Origin of the sequence: Mucilaginibacter lacusdianchii, from assembly GCF_009770985.1 — a bacterium.
GTDB classification, from domain to species: Bacteria; Bacteroidota; Bacteroidia; order Sphingobacteriales; family Sphingobacteriaceae; genus Mucilaginibacter; species Mucilaginibacter lacusdianchii.
This window is the reverse complement of record NZ_WSRW01000003.1, coordinates 985340-1001302: the sequence shown is the minus strand read 5'-3', so window position 1 is coordinate 1001302 and position 15963 is coordinate 985340. Positions and strand designations below refer to the sequence as shown.

Annotated in this window: 15 protein-coding genes; 10 read left to right on the top strand and 5 right to left on the bottom strand. The window is 39.9% G+C overall.

What is annotated here, in order from left to right:
* The first annotated feature begins 35 nt into the window (after positions 1-35).
* The 3 genes from GPM24_RS17895 (at position 36) to GPM24_RS17885 (ending at position 5006) form a co-directional block, all read left to right on the top strand.
* Positions 36-3215: an efflux RND transporter permease subunit gene (locus GPM24_RS17895; RefSeq protein WP_158828470.1), complete on the top strand. Its 3180-nt coding sequence runs from the start codon at positions 36-38 to the stop codon at positions 3213-3215.
* 355 nt (positions 3216-3570) lie between these two features.
* Positions 3571-4158 (top strand): hypothetical protein, encoded by a 588-nt coding sequence (locus GPM24_RS17890; RefSeq protein ID WP_158828469.1) that lies wholly within the window; start codon positions 3571-3573, stop codon positions 4156-4158.
* A 278-nt stretch (positions 4159-4436) separates the two neighbouring features.
* Positions 4437-5006, top strand: a complete 570-nt coding sequence (locus GPM24_RS17885; protein ID WP_158828468.1) for a hypothetical protein — start codon at positions 4437-4439, stop codon at positions 5004-5006.
* A gap of 80 nt (positions 5007-5086) precedes the next feature.
* On the opposite strand, the gene GPM24_RS17880 is transcribed toward GPM24_RS17885, so the two are convergent.
* A complete protein-coding gene (locus GPM24_RS17880; RefSeq protein ID WP_199269784.1) occupies positions 5087-6280 on the bottom strand; it encodes a pyridoxal phosphate-dependent aminotransferase in 1194 nt (397 codons plus the stop codon).
* Between the two features lie 90 nt (positions 6281-6370).
* On the opposite strand from GPM24_RS17880, the gene GPM24_RS17875 reads away from it, so the two are divergent.
* The 4 genes from GPM24_RS17875 to GPM24_RS17860 are packed head-to-tail and all read left to right on the top strand — an operon-like array spanning position 6371 to position 9670.
* The gene (locus GPM24_RS17875; RefSeq protein ID WP_158828467.1) at positions 6371-7348 is read left to right on the top strand and encodes a cation diffusion facilitator family transporter; all 978 of its coding nucleotides are present in this window, start codon (positions 6371-6373) and stop codon (positions 7346-7348) included.
* Positions 7345-7788 carry an NUDIX domain-containing protein gene (locus GPM24_RS17870; RefSeq protein ID WP_158828466.1) on the top strand — a complete coding sequence of 148 codons (444 nt, stop codon included), beginning with the start codon at positions 7345-7347 and terminating at the stop codon, positions 7786-7788. Before GPM24_RS17875 ends, GPM24_RS17870 begins: the two co-directional genes overlap by 4 nt.
* Positions 7785-9050: an adenosylmethionine--8-amino-7-oxononanoate transaminase gene (gene bioA / locus GPM24_RS17865; protein ID WP_158828465.1), complete on the top strand. Its 1266-nt coding sequence runs from the start codon at positions 7785-7787 to the stop codon at positions 9048-9050. Before GPM24_RS17870 ends, bioA begins: the two co-directional genes overlap by 4 nt.
* A gap of 2 nt (positions 9051-9052) precedes the next feature.
* Positions 9053-9670: a hypothetical protein gene (locus GPM24_RS17860; RefSeq protein ID WP_158828464.1), complete on the top strand. Its 618-nt coding sequence runs from the start codon at positions 9053-9055 to the stop codon at positions 9668-9670.
* A gap of 70 nt (positions 9671-9740) precedes the next feature.
* Here the strand turns inward: GPM24_RS17860 and GPM24_RS17855 are convergent, their stop codons facing one another.
* The 3 genes from GPM24_RS17855 to GPM24_RS17845 form a co-directional block, all read right to left on the bottom strand.
* Positions 9741-10385 (bottom strand): DUF4412 domain-containing protein, encoded by a 645-nt coding sequence (locus GPM24_RS17855; protein WP_158828463.1) that lies wholly within the window; start codon positions 10383-10385, stop codon positions 9741-9743.
* Positions 10386-10435: 50 nt separating this feature from the next.
* A complete protein-coding gene (locus tag GPM24_RS17850; RefSeq protein ID WP_158828462.1) occupies positions 10436-12544 on the bottom strand; it encodes a ComEC/Rec2 family competence protein in 2109 nt (702 codons plus the stop codon).
* Positions 12545-12623: 79 nt separating this feature from the next.
* Positions 12624-12959, bottom strand: a complete 336-nt coding sequence (locus tag GPM24_RS17845; RefSeq protein ID WP_158828461.1) for a MerR family transcriptional regulator — start codon at positions 12957-12959, stop codon at positions 12624-12626.
* Between the two features lie 101 nt (positions 12960-13060).
* Between GPM24_RS17845 and GPM24_RS17840 the strand changes: the two genes are divergently transcribed.
* Positions 13061-14050, top strand: coding sequence for a D-alanine--D-alanine ligase (locus tag GPM24_RS17840; RefSeq protein ID WP_199269803.1), 990 nt, complete (start codon positions 13061-13063; stop codon positions 14048-14050).
* A gap of 12 nt (positions 14051-14062) precedes the next feature.
* Here GPM24_RS17840 and GPM24_RS17835 read toward each other — a convergent pair whose 3' ends face one another.
* Positions 14063-14482, bottom strand: a complete 420-nt coding sequence (locus GPM24_RS17835; protein WP_158828459.1) for an acyl-CoA thioesterase — start codon at positions 14480-14482, stop codon at positions 14063-14065.
* Between the two features lie 86 nt (positions 14483-14568).
* On the opposite strand from GPM24_RS17835, the gene GPM24_RS17830 reads away from it, so the two are divergent.
* Positions 14569-15522: an adenylyltransferase/cytidyltransferase family protein gene (locus tag GPM24_RS17830; RefSeq protein ID WP_158828458.1), complete on the top strand. Its 954-nt coding sequence runs from the start codon at positions 14569-14571 to the stop codon at positions 15520-15522.
* 101 nt (positions 15523-15623) lie between these two features.
* Entirely contained in the window at positions 15624-15902 is a 279-nt protein-coding gene (rpsO, locus tag GPM24_RS17825) for a 30S ribosomal protein S15 (RefSeq protein WP_158828457.1), read from the top strand.
* The last annotated feature ends 61 nt before the right edge of the window (positions 15903-15963 follow it).

Here is a 15963-nt window from a genome sequence, read left to right as displayed (position 1 = left end):
GTTCAGGATATACATTTAATATAACACGAATATTAATGATTGCAGATGTATTTATAAGAAGGCCGGTTACCGCTATTGTTATTTCTATAGTAATTGTAGTAGTAGGTATACTGGCAATACAAAGCTTACCCATCGGTCAGTATCCTGATATTACGCCGCCTACCGTTCAGGTAACCGGTAACTATACCGGTGCCGACGCCCTTACAGTAGAGCAAACAGTGGCCACCCCGGTTGAGGTGCAGGTAAACGGTACGCCCGGCATGACCTACCTGCAAAGTAATAGTACCGGTAACGGACAAATGAGCATGACGGTGAACTTTGAAGTAGGAACCGACATTAACATTGCTGCGCTGGACGTGCAAAACCGGGTGAGTATTGCACAACCTACGTTGCCGCAAGAAGTACAGCGTTTGGGATTAACCGTACGTAAACGTAACCCCAGTATTTTAATGCTGGTGGCTATGTATTCGCCTAAAGGCACTCATGATGTGACTTTTGTGGACAATTACACCAACGTATTTATTCGAGATGCGTTATTGAGAACCAAAGGCGTGGGCGACGTTTTTACGCGTGCGGATGATTTTAGTATGCGTATTTGGTTAAAACCTGATAAGCTTGCTTCTTTTGGCATGACAGCGGCCGACGTAACCAGCGCGTTGCAAGAACAAAACGTTCAGGTCGCTGCGGGTACTGTTGGCGCTCCGCCACAGGTAAACGGCCAAACGTTCGAGTATACAGTACTTACAAAAGGTCGTTTGGTAAAGCCAGAAGAGTTTGAAAATATCATTGTACGCACCCGCCCGCAAACAGGCGATGTAGTGCACCTGAAAGATATTGCACGCGTACAATTAGGTAAATTCAATTACTCGGGTAACTCATTTGTGGACGGTAAAAGAGCATCCTACCTGCTTATTTACCAAGCGCCAAATAGCAACGCGCTGGAGACTGCAGAAGGAGTGTATGCTACCATGAACCAGTTGAAGAAAACTTTCCCGGGCGACATTGATTACTTGGTTCCATTCGAATCAGTTACCGTGGTAAAAGTTTCGGTAGAGGAAGTAATTCATACTTTGTTGGAAGCGTTAGCTTTGGTTGTAATCGTAGTGTTCCTATTTTTACAGAGTTGGCGGGCTACACTGATACCGGTATTGGCTATTCCGGTTTCGATTATCGGCACATTTATTCTATTCATTCCATTAGGATTTACTATCAATACGTTAACGTTGTTTGGTTTCGTGCTAGCGATTGGTATTGTGGTGGATGATGCCATTGTGGTGGTAGAAGCGGTACAGCATTACATGGAGGAGCAGGGCATGTCGCCGCGTGAAGCAACAGAACATGCCATGCGTGATATTTCGGCGCCAGTGATTGCTATTGCCTTAATTTTGGCAGCGGTTTTTGTGCCGGTTGGTTTTGTACCCGGCATTGTAGGGCGCTTGTATCAGCAATTTGCTATAACTATTGCTATATCCGTGCTGATATCAGCGTTTGTTGCGTTGTCATTAACGCCTGCGTTGTGTACGCTATTGTTACGTCCACATAAAATTGATGAACATTCAAAAGGCTGGCTTGACAGATTCTTTTATAAGTTCAATAACTGGTTTAGCCGTGTAACTGGCAAATACCGCAATGGTGTAGATAAAAGTATAAAGCATTCAAAATTGGTGGTCATCATTTTGATATGCCTTATTGTAGGTACTGTCTTTTTATTTAAAAGTAAGCCGAGCGGATTTTTACCTATTGAAGACGAAGGCCGTATCTACGTAACTTACGATTTACCGGAAGGTTCAGCCACCGAGAGAACCGTTAGGGTACTGAACAACATGATGAAAACGCTGGACAGTATTCCTGGTATAGGTCACTATGCAGCTTTGGGTGGTTTAAATGCTGTAAACTTTGCAACTAAGTCTAACAGTGCAACCATATTCGTGCAGCTTAAACCATGGGATCAGCGCGAGGAAGATGGGCAGGATGCAACATCTATAGTAGCTACGCTACAACAGCGTTTGGCTAAATACAAGGAAGCGAATGTGATTGTAATTCAACCACCAGCAATTCCGGGCTTGGGTAACACGGCCGGCTTCTCATTCATCTTAGAAGAAAAGCAGGCAGGGGGAGATATCAAGACTTTCGAAAGTGTGTTGCAGAATTTTACAGCTGCAATTAATCAAAGACCTGAAATAACACGTGCCTTTTCGTTTTTTACGGCTCGAACGCCAGCGTATCAACTTACAGTTGACCGTGAAAAAGCCAAACGTTTAGGTGTACAGATATCCGATATTAACAACGCCTTGCAAACCTATTTGGGTAGTGCATATATAAACGACTTTACAATTTATGGGCGTAATTTCAGGGTAGTAGCGCAGGCAGATACAAACTACCGTACTAACATCCAAAACCTGGGTCAGTACTTTGTACGTAACCAGGCAGGTACAATGGTTCCGTTAAGTACTGTTACGTCTTACAAAATTATTGAAAACGCACCGTTGATATCTCACTACAATCTGTTCCGTTCGGCCGAGATTAACGGCAGCCCTAAACCGGGCTACAGTAGTGGTGATGCCATTAAAGCACTGCAAGAAGTTGCGGCGCAAAGTTTACCTGAAGGATACGGCTATGAGTTTTCTGGTTTAACACGCGAGGAGTTACTGTCAGGTTCTAAAACAGTTTACATCTTTGCTTTATCTATTGGGTTTGTATTCCTGTTCCTGGCTGCTTTATATGAAAGCTGGTCGGTGCCGTTTTCAGTGCTCCTGGCCGTACCGCTTGGTGCATTCGGTGCTATATTGTTCCTGATATTTTTACCTAAGCTGGCCAACAACGTTTACGCCCAAATCGGTTTGATTACCTTAATTGGTTTGTCGGCAAAGAATGCGATTTTGATTGTGGAGTTTGCCAAAGAGCGGGTAGATAGTGGGTACGACCTGGAAGATGCTACATTGGAAGCGGTGAGGCTGCGTTTAAGACCAATCATCATGACGTCTTTGGCATTTATATTAGGTGTGTTGCCGCTGGTATTTGCTTCTGGTGCCGGTGCCCAAGCACGTCAAACTATTGGCTGGACAGTATTTGGCGGTATGTTAGCTGCCACATCGTTAGCCATTTTCATTGTACCTGTATTATTTTATATCATAACCAAATTTGCTTATGGTAAGCAAAAGCTCGAAGAGCTGCGAAAGCAACGGCCTGATGAAGGTGAGCTTCCACAGGCATAAATGAAAAGAGGCATGGAGTTTTCCATGCCTCTTTTCATTTATATCGTTTAATATTAAACTATATTTTAGTCACAATTTCACTTATGTATACAGTGTGTTCTCACTTTTTATTACACTGAAGTATTAAGTTAACATTAATAGATTGTCATCAATTTACCCAACAAACGGCCATAAGTAGCAAATTGATTTACAACAAAATAGACGCGGTGCAAGCACTATCAATCGTTAAAATACGCCGTTCGCCTCTTCATCACAGAAATGTAATATGGAATAGATACTGCTTTTATGGCAAAGTATTTGTTTAACGGACTGTGTAAATAACAATTTATTATTCACTTAATTCTTAAAAACGATTATGAAAAAAATTTCAAAACTTATAGCTGTAGCATCATTTGCTGTTGCAACCATGTTTGCGTCATCTACTGTTAAAGCGCAATCAATGACTCCTACCAATGCTTGGAGATTTGGTATCGGCGTTGAAGGTGGTATTCCTACTGGTAGAGCTCATGATTTTTCTAAAGCTATGCTAGGTGGTACAGCAAGATTACAATATGGCGTTGCTAACAACGTTGCTTTAACTTTAACTTCTGGTTACTACAACATGTTTGGTAAAGATGCTGTGAAGTTTGCAGGTGATAACAATGACATTAAATACAAATCAATGGGTATTGTTCCGGTAAAAGCAGGTATTAAAGCTTATGCTGGCGGCGGTTTTTATGTATCAGGCGAAGTAGGTGCCGGATTTGAAACATCAGTGTTTGGTGCTTATAAAGGAATGGATACAGACCAATATGATAAAAGCACTAAATTAATTTTAGCGCCAGGTATTGGTTACTCTTGGTCTAACGTTGACTTCGGTGTACGTTACGAAAACTTCTCTGGTAGCCACAGCGGTAACTACGGTATGGTAGCTGCACGTTTAGCTTACGGTTTTAAACTGTAATTAATTTCTTAATTATAATGGAGAAAAGCCCTTGCTTAAGCAAGGGCTTTTCTTTTTAGGTATGCTTTTTTAATTCAATCTTATCTTAATAAAGATATTGAATTACATTCGAACCCAAATAACCCGTGGGTTATGTTATTAGGAAATATTTATTCTTTTGAAATATTTGTAATTCTTAATTACAATAAAGCCTTTTATTCTAATAAAATCAGTTATTTAATATAACTATCAACAATAATAAGTTATATTCGTTCCGTTAACTACATCCAATTACTGACATGAAAAAAACACTACTTATTCTCGTATTGTTTATTGCCTTTATGGGTAATAAATCAGTTAAAGCCCAGGTATTTGCCAGCAACGAACGTTACTCTGAATATTTATGGCACGTAAGTTTTGGTGTGGAAGGATTGTATAACATTAATCCTGGTAAAAACTATTACACCGGTGGTTATGGTGGAAGCCTTAAAGCGCAATACGATGTTACTCAAAACCTTGGTGTCACTATTTCTACCGGATACTTTTTTATTAATCATGACACCAGGCCTGGAACAGTCAACACAGCAGACTTTAAATACATTCCTGTCAAGTTAGGAGCAAAAGCTTATTTTTTACCTGAGTTTTATTTAGGTGGCGAGGTTGGTGTAGCATCAGTTGATCCGTCACTAGGGCAAGAAAATACAAGAGAGAAGCCTGATTTTACATCAAAGTTTGCTAAAGTGATTGCACCTTCTGTCGGTTACGAAACTAATAATTTTGATGCTTCTATCAGATATGAAAATATTAACCATCAGAATAAATACAAAAGTTTTGTTGCCTTACGCGTGGCTTATATATTCAACTGGTAGATAAATTTAAAACGTATATAAATGAAAAAGGACTATTGAAACAATAGTCCTTTTTTCATGATAAAGCTTTAAGCCAATTATTATTGCAATTGGTTTAAAGCTTTTTTAATGCGTTGCATTGCCTCTGTCAATTTATCTTCGGCAGCTGCATAAGATAAACGCATTGATTTAGGATCACCAAAAGAGCCACCGCCTACTACAGCTACATGCGCTTCTTCTAATATGTATATCGCTAATTCGTCAGCATCATTCACAGTACGGCCGTTGTAGCTTTTGCCAAAAAATGAAGTAACATCCGGGAAGAAGTAAAAAGCACCATCCGGCAGGTTTACCTTAAGACCGTCAATCTCTTTTAAAAGGCTGTAAACCAGATCGCGTCGCTTTTTAAATTCTTCGCGCATTTGCAATACCGCTTCTAAACCACCGTTATATGCAGCAGTACCCGCGCGCTGTGTAATAGAACAAGTACCGGATGTAATTTGTCCTTGTAATTTGTCGAACGCAGTGGCCAGCTCTTTAGTTGATGCTGTGTAACCAATACGCCAGCCAGTCATGGCGTACGATTTTGAAAATCCGTTGATAATAACCACGCGATCTTTTAGACTTGGAAACTGTGCAATAGAAGCGTGTTCATCTAAATAGCTAATGTGCTCATATATCTCATCAGACAAAATGTACACATGCGGATGTCGTTCAAACACCTTAACCAAACCTGCCAACTCTTCGCGGCTATATACACTGCCGGTTGGGTTAGATGGCGATGAAAACATAAACAATTTAGCGTTTGGCGTTATAGCGGCCTCCAATTGTTCTGGCGTTATTTTAAAGTTCTGCTCAACAGTGGTATCAATAAAAACACTTTTTCCTTCGGCCAGCTTTACCACTTCAGAGTAAGACACCCAATAAGGTGTTGGAATAATTACTTCTTCGCCCGGATTTACCAAACACAATACAGCATTGGCAATAGCTTGCTTGGCACCGGTTGATACAACAATTTCACTGAAGTCGTAATCCAAACCATTCTCATCCTTTAGCTTTTTAGCAATTGCCTTACGCAATTCAGGATAACCGGCAACGGGAGTATAATAAGTAAAATTATCATCCATTGCCTGCTTAGCAGCTTCCTTGATATGCTCAGGGGTATGAAAATCGGGCTCGCCAAAGCTAAGGCTGATAACATCAACCCCTTTAGCCGCCAATTCGCGGCCCAGCTTGGCCATCTTAATGGTCTGGGACTCAGACAAATTGTTAATTCTGTCGCTTAGTACATTCATGATTTTTATTGAAGTTGCAGCAAATATAGAAAATTACTTTACTGCTACTTAAGCTGTTTATTACTAAATTTGCGGTCATCTTTTACTGCCTTGCAAGAAAAACGGAATATTATTATTGTTGCACTCGTAATAAGCGTAGTGCTCATGTTGGCTAAGTTCAGCGCTTACTTTATTACAGCATCAAACTTTGTACTTACTGATGCGGCCGAGAGCATCGTAAACGTAGTTGCCAGCTCATTTGCCTTTTTTAGCATATACCTTTCATCCAGACCTCGTGATGAAAATCACCCTTACGGGCATGGTAAAATAGAGTTCTTCTCCGTATTTATTGAAGGCGGTTTGATCTCTATAGCGGGTATAGGAATATTATTTAAATCAACATATGGTATATTTCATCCGGAGCCTATTCACGATCTGTTAACCGGCGCAATCATTATTGGCGTTACGGGCGCCATTAATGGGGCATTAGGATATTATATGATTGCCAGGGGTAAAGCGTTAAACTCGATAACCCTTGATGCCGATGGCCGACACCTGCTTACTGATATGGTAACCAGCGGCGGGCTGGTATTAGGTTTATCATTGATATATTATACAGACCTGCTTTGGTTGGATAGCATTTTGTCTATTGCAGTCGGATTATATATCACTTTTAGTGGTTACAAGTTATTACGCCGGTCGGTAGCAGGTTTAATGGACGAAGCGGACTTTTCGGTAGTTGGTGAAGTAATTAAGGTGCTCAACAACGAACGTAAAGAAGAGTGGATAGACATTCACAATTTGCGAGCGCAAAAGTACGGGCACGAACTCCACATTGATTGTCACATGACGCTGCCCAACTACTTTGATCTAAATCGTGTGCATGAAGAGGTAGCCCTGGTAGATAAGTTAATAAATGAAAAAGCAGGCATCAAAACCGAGCTTTTTATACATACCGATCCATGTTTACCCCAATGCTGCCACTATTGTAGTATGCCCAATTGCCCCATACGCTCGGAAGTAAAAAGCACGCACATTGAATGGACCATGGAAAACATCACCCGCAATAAAAAACACTTTGAGCAATGACAAACTGTTTTAACGTAAGAGTTTACGGCTTGTTAATTAATGATAATCATGAAATATTGTTAAGCGACGAGCAGGAGTATGGACAGCGCTTTACCAAATTTCCAGGTGGAGGGTTAGAGTACGGTGAGGGCTTAATTGACGGACTTAAGCGTGAATTTATAGAAGAATGCAATTTGCCCATCGAAGTTTCAAGTCACTTTTACACAACAGATTTCTACGTCAAGTCAGCGTTCAACAATTCTCAAATTATCAGCGTATATTATAAGGTAATAAACACCACACCGGTAAACTTACCTGTTAAAATTAAGCCTTTTGATTTTGACGGACTGCACGAACCATTACAAGCATTTAGATGGAAGAAATTAACTGAGCTGGTACCACAGGATGTTACCTTTCCGATTGACCAGTATGTGATTGACTTATTATTGAAAGAACTATGACGTTAAGTGAACGAGATTTAGAAGTTATATGGCACCCTTATACACAAATGCAAACCGCCACTCCGCCGGTAGCCATTGTAAGGGGGGAAGGCGCCTGTGTATATGACGATAATGGCAAATGTTATATTGACGCAGTTTCATCTTGGTGGGTGAACATTCATGGCCATGCCCATCCTTATATTGCTCAAAAAGTAGCCGAGCAGTTAAAAACGCTTGAACATGTGATTTTCGCTGGCTTTACACATCAGCCAGCTGTTGAACTGGCTGAGAGGTTACTGGCAATATTGCCAAATAATCAGCAAAAAGTTTTTTATTCTGATAATGGCTCAACGGCAGTTGAAGTGGCCTTAAAAATGTGCCTGCAATATTGGAACAACAAAAATCAGCCACGCACAAAAATACTGGCATTTCACAATGCTTATCATGGTGATACCTTTGGTGCCATGGCCGTGAGCGGGCGCAGCGCCTTCACTGCAGCGTTTGATAGTTTATTATTTGAAGTTGAGTTTGTTGATTTGCCCAATTCAGATAATATTGGGGATTTAAAATCTCGAATAACAGAATTAAAATCAAGCTTGGCTTGCTTCATCTTCGAACCGCTGGTGCAAGGTTCGGGCGGTATGTTGATGTATGAAGCACAATATCTGGACGAGTTGATGCTGCACTGTAAAAATGAGGAAGTGTTTACCATTGCCGACGAAGTGTTTACCGGCTTTGGGAGAACCGGAAAGCGATTTGCTTGTAACCACCTGCAGCAACAACCAGATATCATGTGTTTTTCCAAGGGCTTAACAGGGGGAACTATGGCGTTGGGTGTTACTACTTGCACACAACAAATCTATGACGCCTTTTTGTCAAGCGACCGATTAAAAACTTTGTTTCACGGACATTCTTTCACAGCTAATCCGATAGCTTGTGCAGCAGCATTGGCTAGCATGGATTTATTCATTGATGCTAAAACTGGGGAGAATATAGATCGGATTGCGGAAAGCCACCTTCAATTTGCTGAGAAAATTGAATCCCATCCACGCATAAAAACCATTAGGCAAACAGGAACCATCATCGCCATGGAGTGGAATACAGGTGGTGATACTTCTTATTTTAATACATTACGTGATACTTTATATCATTACTTTTTAAATGCTGGTATAATTTTACGACCGTTAGGTAATATCATTTACATTTTACCGCCGTATTGCATTAGCAACGAGCAACTGAGCTATATTTACAGCACAATAATCCAAGCTTTGGACACAATTTGATTATGGAATTAAAAAACCTTTTTGCAACCATAGTAGCTGACGATGTTTTACATGCTCGCTGGCTAAATACGCTATCCCTGATGGAAAATACTGGTGCCCGTAAAATATCAGCCAGTGAAGATCCTGCAACGGTTACCTACATTATTCTTAAGCATGCGGCAGAAGAACACCGTCATGCTTTTTATTTAAAAAAACAGATTGAAAAGATAGAGGCTGTTGATTGCCCAACGTATGCGCCTGAATATCTACTAGCTGCATTACATAGCAAACGCTATTTAAACCAGCTGGACATAGACGTTTGCCGTTATCTTAAATCAAAACTGGATTTGAAGGGTAAAGAATTACGATTTGCCGCATATTTACTGGTAACGTACGCCATTGAAGTACGTGCTGATGAACTTTATCCTGTTTATCAAGAGGTTTTAAGCGAAGCAGCCAGTAAAGTGAACGTTAAATCTATCATTTTGGAAGAAGAAGGCCACTTGGAAGAAATGATAAACCAATTGCAACAATTCTCGGCAGATTGGCAGATACATGCCGACAAAGCAGTTGCCATTGAAACCAGACTGTTTGAAAGCTGGGTAAGCAGTGTTAAAAACGAAATAAATACAGCCGCCTAAAAACGAGCTTGATATTAATAAAAAAAAGCCTCTTAATGATAAGAGGCTTTTTTTATTGAGCGAGGTAAGATTATCTGCCGCCGCTCATAGCTTTTAATTCTGTTAATGTAATGCGGTCAAAACCGGCCGGGATACCAAAAGAACCTGCTGGAGCTTTAGTAGCATCAATTGACTTTAGTATGTTGGTTACTTCAGCACCGTTTTGCACTACAGTAAACTGTACGGGGAAGCCACCTGCTTTGCCAAACAATTTTTCGGCAGTGCCTAGTGGCGCTTTAATATCGTTAGTTATCCAGATATCATAAGACTTGCCACTCTTGCTATCTTTGGCCACTACCTTTTTGCAATTGAAGCCGTTGATTACTTTAGTTTCTGTAGATGGAGTGAAAGCAAACTCAGGCATTTGGGCGTTTACTTCTTCCACTTCGGCTGGTGTAGCTACAGCAGCTTTTTTGATGTTGGCTACCGGTACGTCTACCACCACAGCAAAATAATCAGTTTTGCTGTTATTTATAATTTTAATATTAGCAGGGCCATTTTGCTGAATAGTAACGCTCGAGTCGCCTTTAAAATAATTGGTAGCTTCTGTTTGTCTTCCCATAACTGAGGCAGAATAAACAACTTTACCTTCGGTAAATACTTTTTGTGCGCTGGCGCTCATAGTTGTTGCTGATAGAGCGATACCTAAAGCAACACTTAACGATTTAATATTCATGTTTTTTAGTTGAATGCAGTTAATAATTAATATTTAAAGTTATGATTTTTTTAATTAGATACAATAGATAACGCTTTGTTACGTGTCAACGAATAAATTTTTTGAGGATTAGCTTTGCCTTGTTTTAACAAAACCGCAAGGCGCTGTTTAGAATTATTAGCATCTAAAATTAAAGTGTCGAACTTGTAATGTTTGTTAATAAAAGGCATGTTAATTTTTGGACTACCTGTTATAAGAATGTAGTTGACACATAATGGATTAGCTAATTTAACATCATCCAAGTGTTTGTCCAGTATCAATATCGTTTTGCCTTGAAACTGTACCAGATTATATTGTTTACGTACATACGGCGTTCTGAAGTTTTGCCGCAGATTTATTGTTGATATTTTTTTAACAAGCTGTAAACTATCTAAGCAGGGCTGAATGCTGTATTTATAAGTTTTGTCGGTTGGTTTTAGGTCAGTTATAACCAAAGCCTCGTTGCCCTTACTCAAAATGATTCCGGTATGTTTCTTTAAATTCAAGAAAATAGCGCAACTAGTAACACTTCGGTTGTAAGTTTTAAAACTCACACTTACACAAAGCACTAATAAGCCGAATAATGCGATGTTTAATTTCCAAACTTTAAATGCAAGCAGGAAAGATATCAGCGCAGCTAATATTAAATATAAAAGCACATGCTCAGTTGGTGTTAACCATATTTTACCTACACTGGCCATAGGAAATCTTTCTATGTTCATCAACCCTTTATTCATAAATAAGATGCTGTACTCAAGTATTATTGCAACAACAGCACCGATAATAGGCAACTTGGCAAACACCAAAAATAACATGCCTAAGCCCATCACAACCTCAGAAGGTATAATGATGAATAGGTTACTGATTAAGAAGTATATCGGAAATTGGTGAAAATAGTACGCGCTCAACGGAAATGTAATTAATTGGGCTGCTAACGATGCAGAACATAAATACCATGCTTTTTGCATCCACTTGTTTGGAAAGTTAAACTGTTTTGCGATGATGGGTTGCAATACAATTAATCCAAATACAGCTAGATAAGATAACTGGAAGCCCACATCAGTTACCAGCAATGGGTTGTATAGCAACAAGGCGAAAGCCGAAACAGCTAATACGTTCAAACTATGTACCTGCCTATAAATAGATTTACTAATAATTAACATACTAATCATTACCGCAGCACGGCAAACTGCAGGTGAAAAACCGGTGAGCAGTGCATAGGCCCATATGAGTAAAACCGACAAAACTATGTTCAGCCCTTTCCCATACTTATAACGCCTTAGCGGACGCAGAAGCAATGATATAAACCAAAATATAACGGCCACATGTGCACCAGATACCGACAGGACATGTATAGTACCGGTTGTAGAATAAGCTTGGGTTACATCCGGACTTAAGTCTGCCTTGTATCCCAGTATCAATGTAGAGGCAACAGCAGCTGCGTTAGGATCGTGTATATGCTGTTTAAACGCTGCTACCATGCTCTGCCGCATCTTTAAAGCATAAGCTATTAAAGGGTTGCCCTGATCAGTAGCCGTTTTAACAAATTGACGCCTTGTAATAAAGGCTTGATGATAGATATTCTGATGAGCTAGATACTGTTTGTAATTAAATTCAGCCGGATTAAACGGCGCATCTACTGATTTATAATTGGCTGGTATCAGCAACTGGTCGCCAAAGCTTGCGGGATGGCTGTCACTGTCTGCAACAATCGTTAATAATAGTTTTCCATTAGCTTGACGGAGCTCTTTATGGCTGGCCACACTTTCAACCACGCATACCATTCGAAAAAATTGGGCAGACCGCTTAGGTTCGTCAATTACTTTTACAAGCAAATGATCGGCCTTTTGCCTGGAAAAATGGTGTGGGCTATTAAGTTCTGAACGCAGTAAAACACAAAACCAACCGGCACAAATCAGTGTAAAGTGAAGTGAAATTCCACCTAACCAAGTATAGCGATGAACTTGCCATTGCTTATAAAGAAGATTGAAAAGAAGGAATAGCGAACCACTTACACCAAAAGCCCAATAAGCATAAGAGACGTAGTTTGGATAATTAAAGCGCAGCCCTAAACCGATACCGACCAAAAAAGGTAGCAACAATATAATAAAAGGGACTTCGCTTTTGCGGATAGTGAACATGCAGGTTTAGAAGTACACCCAAAACGTACCTGGGCATAAACTTACAATTTCTGGATGAATGAGGGAATTTAAAAGTTATTTAAAGCTGATCACGTACTTCCAACAAGAACTTCTTTAAATTTTCAAGTGCGCTGACGATGCTCTGCTGCGATTTAGACTCGTCTATATTGTTTTTCAAATGATCTTTAGCACCCTGTATGGTATATCCCTTATCCCTGATGAGGTGAAAAATTATTTTTAGATTTTCAATATCTTCGGGCGTAAAATAGCGATTGCCTTTTTTATTCTTTTTAGGCTGAAGTATATCAAACTCCTTTTCGTAATAACGTATCAAGGAATGGTTTACATCAAACATGGTCGTTACTTCGCCCATGGTATAATACATCTTGCTGATTTCTCGCTCTTTAAAAGGCATAAGGCAAAGTTAAACTTTATTATCATAGTAAACGTTTGTAATTATGTTTTCCTTAGATTTAATTTATCAGCTTCACAAAATATTTATATTTGGCAAGTATGATAAAGAAGAACATTGCCCTTTTAGCTGGCGGTTACACTGGCGAATATGAAGTGTCTATCAATAGTGCTAAAAACGTTGCAGCAAATCTTGATGCTGATAAATATAATGTATACACAATTCTCATCAATCGCGAACACTGGTTTTACCTGGGCGGCGGCCAACATATAGAGGTCGACAAAAACGATTTTAGCCTAACTATAGGTGGTAATAAAATTAAGTTTGACGCAGCCTTTATTACTGTACATGGCACACCTGGCGAAGACGGCAAACTTCAGGGCTATCTGGATATGATGAATATCCCATATAACACCTGCGATGCCACCACATCAGCCATCACCATGAATAAAGCCTATACAAAGACACTGGTTCAGGGCATTAAAAAGTTACATACGGCCAAGTCGGTGCAGTTGCATCGTAAAGATATTCATGATGTAAGCACCCTGGCATCAGCGCTTAAGTTCCCGCTTTTTGTTAAACCCAACAACGGGGGAAGCAGTGTGGGTATGAGTAAAGTTCATAACGTTGCCGAACTACCTGCCGCACTGGAAAAAGCTTTTCACGAAGACAATCAGATATTGGTTGAAGAGTTCATAAAAGGCCGTGAGTTTAGCCGGGGCATAGCTCGCTTACACGGTGAGCTGAAAGTACTGCCAGCTACCGAAATCATAAGCTCCAAAGATTTTTTTGATTACGAAGCTAAGTACACGCCGGGCGTTACTGAGGAAATTACCCCAGCCAATTTAACGCCCGATCAAGACAGTATTAGCGCCGATATAATTACCGAGGTATACCTCCGCTTAAATTGTAAAGGCATGTCTCGGGTTGATTTTATTATAGAGGAAGGAACTGGAAACTTTTATTTCATCGAGATTAATACCACACCGGGGCAATCGGCCAATAGTTTAATTCCACAACAGGTTAGGGCTGCCGGTGTGTCTGTTAAAGATTTTTATGGTGCTTTGGTTGAAGGTTCCTCTAATAGCTTGTAATTACAAGTTTACTTATATTCCGTAGTGCGCTATAATATCTTCGGGTATTTTAGCGCCTCGACCAGTTTTCATGTCAATCATGGTATAATCAAAGTATCCGTCACAACAAACTTTTTTTGTGGCTTTATTGGTGATCGTAAAAGCCACCCGGCAACCTTTTTCATCTATGCTCTCAATGCCGGTACGTACTAAGAAAAAGTCGCCCATTACCAACGGGCGCTTATAATCTACATGTGCTGTGCGTACTACCCAGCCAAAGCCACGTTCCATAAATTTTTCCATCGCCATGCCGTAACAGGTGTCCATCTGCTCGTAACGGGCAGCCAGCACATAATCAAAGTATTTACTATTATGTACGTGCTGAAACATATCTATATCGTCTGGTCTAACACGGTGTTCGGTTTCAAAAGTGCTATAAACAGGTTTATCCATGGCGCAAATATAGGTAAGATAATTTGCGACAACATTGTTTACAGATTGTGATATATTGCGGCCATCGTTTATAAAATACAACGGTCATGAATATTGCAGATATTAACACCCGCCTTTATCAATTAGGCGTACCCGATGAAGTTCTCCAACGCTATACTGAGCCTCATCGCTTTTACCATACACTTGATCACCTGAACGACATCTTTCAACAAATAACAGAACGCCGCTTGGTTGATAATGACGCGTTGTTGCTGGCCACCGTTTATCATGACGTTGTTTATGACCCGCAATCAACAACCAACGAAGAAGATTCGGCACATTATTTTCAAGAAACATTTAATGGAAGTGCCGATTTAAAATTGGAGGTGACGCGAATAATACTGGACACCAAAACGCATAAGCCCACAAGCGATGTGTCGGCGATCTTTTGCGAAATGGACCTTAACATCTTGCGCCAGCCGTTCGCAAAACTGATGGCGTATGAACATCAAATTTTCAAGGAATTTCAGTTTGTTGATTATAAAGTTTACCAAGAAAAGAGGGTAGAGGTACTTAAGCAGTTATCCAGGCAAGTGAACAACCCAGCTTTGGAAACACTTATATCATACGTTGAGTGTAGGCGGCCAAATATCGCTGTATATCCGGGCAGCTTTAACCCATTTCATAAAGGTCATTATAATATATTACAAAAGGCGGAGCATATTTTTGATAAAGTAATTATAGCCCGCGGTGTTAATCCGACTAAAGAAAAGGCTACTTACGAAATACCGCAAAGTCTTAAAAACAGGCAGTTAGAAATTTATAGTAGTTTACTGACTGATTTTGTACAAGGCCTTGGTTATCCGGTAACAATTATACGCGGCTTGCGCAATGGTACCGACTTGCAATTTGAGCTAAACCAATACCGTTATTTGCAGGATTTAAGCAGTGAGCAGTTAAAAATAGTATCTATATTTTGCGACCGTGAATTTGAGCACATTTCCAGTACCGGAATCAGGCAATTGGATAGCTATGGTCAGGCTAATAAATATCTTTTATAACTTTACCGTATCGATAATAAGCAATTGCTCATTCTAATTATTTTAATTATATTTGCGCGTTAATTAACAATAATTATTTACGCTTTAATATTATTCAAGTAATGTATTTAAGTAAAGAAGCGAAAGCCGAGATTTTCGCACAACATGGTGGCGCAGCTACCAACACAGGTTCAGCAGAAGGCCAAATTGCCTTATTTACTACTCGTATTGCACACTTAACCGGGCATTTGAAAAAAAACAAAAAAGATTTTGCCACTCAGTTATCACTGCAAAAATTAGTAGGTAAACGTCGTGCTTTATTAGCTTACCTGTACAAAAAAGAAATTGGAAGATATCGTGCTATCATCAAAGCTCTTGAGCTGAGAGATATCATCAAATAATACTTTCAGGTTTTGAAAAAAAGCTATCCCAATTGCGGATAGCTTTTTTATTTTTGAAAGA

What these genes read in the sequence shown, in the direction of transcription:
- GPM24_RS17855 (WP_158828463.1), bottom strand. Translation starts at nt 10,385, where the DNA reads ATGAATATTAAATCGTTAAGTGTTGCTTTAGGTATCGCTCTATCAGCA.
- bioA (WP_158828465.1), top strand. Translation starts at nt 7,785, where the DNA reads ATGACGTTAAGTGAACGAGATTTAGAAGTTATATGGCACCCTTATACA.
- GPM24_RS17895 (WP_158828470.1), top strand. Translation starts at nt 36, where the DNA reads ATGATTGCAGATGTATTTATAAGAAGGCCGGTTACCGCTATTGTTATT.
- GPM24_RS17835 (WP_158828459.1), bottom strand. Translation starts at nt 14,482, where the DNA reads ATGGATAAACCTGTTTATAGCACTTTTGAAACCGAACACCGTGTTAGA.
- GPM24_RS17890 (WP_158828469.1), top strand. Translation starts at nt 3,571, where the DNA reads ATGAAAAAAATTTCAAAACTTATAGCTGTAGCATCATTTGCTGTTGCA.
- rpsO (WP_158828457.1), top strand. Translation starts at nt 15,624, where the DNA reads ATGTATTTAAGTAAAGAAGCGAAAGCCGAGATTTTCGCACAACATGGT.
- GPM24_RS17830 (WP_158828458.1), top strand. Translation starts at nt 14,569, where the DNA reads ATGAATATTGCAGATATTAACACCCGCCTTTATCAATTAGGCGTACCC.
- GPM24_RS17850 (WP_158828462.1), bottom strand. Translation starts at nt 12,544, where the DNA reads ATGTTCACTATCCGCAAAAGCGAAGTCCCTTTTATTATATTGTTGCTA.
- GPM24_RS17860 (WP_158828464.1), top strand. Translation starts at nt 9,053, where the DNA reads ATGGAATTAAAAAACCTTTTTGCAACCATAGTAGCTGACGATGTTTTA.
- GPM24_RS17880 (WP_199269784.1), bottom strand. Translation starts at nt 6,280, where the DNA reads ATGAATGTACTAAGCGACAGAATTAACAATTTGTCTGAGTCCCAGACC.
- GPM24_RS17870 (WP_158828466.1), top strand. Translation starts at nt 7,345, where the DNA reads ATGACAAACTGTTTTAACGTAAGAGTTTACGGCTTGTTAATTAATGAT.
- GPM24_RS17885 (WP_158828468.1), top strand. Translation starts at nt 4,437, where the DNA reads ATGAAAAAAACACTACTTATTCTCGTATTGTTTATTGCCTTTATGGGT.
- GPM24_RS17845 (WP_158828461.1), bottom strand. Translation starts at nt 12,959, where the DNA reads ATGCCTTTTAAAGAGCGAGAAATCAGCAAGATGTATTATACCATGGGC.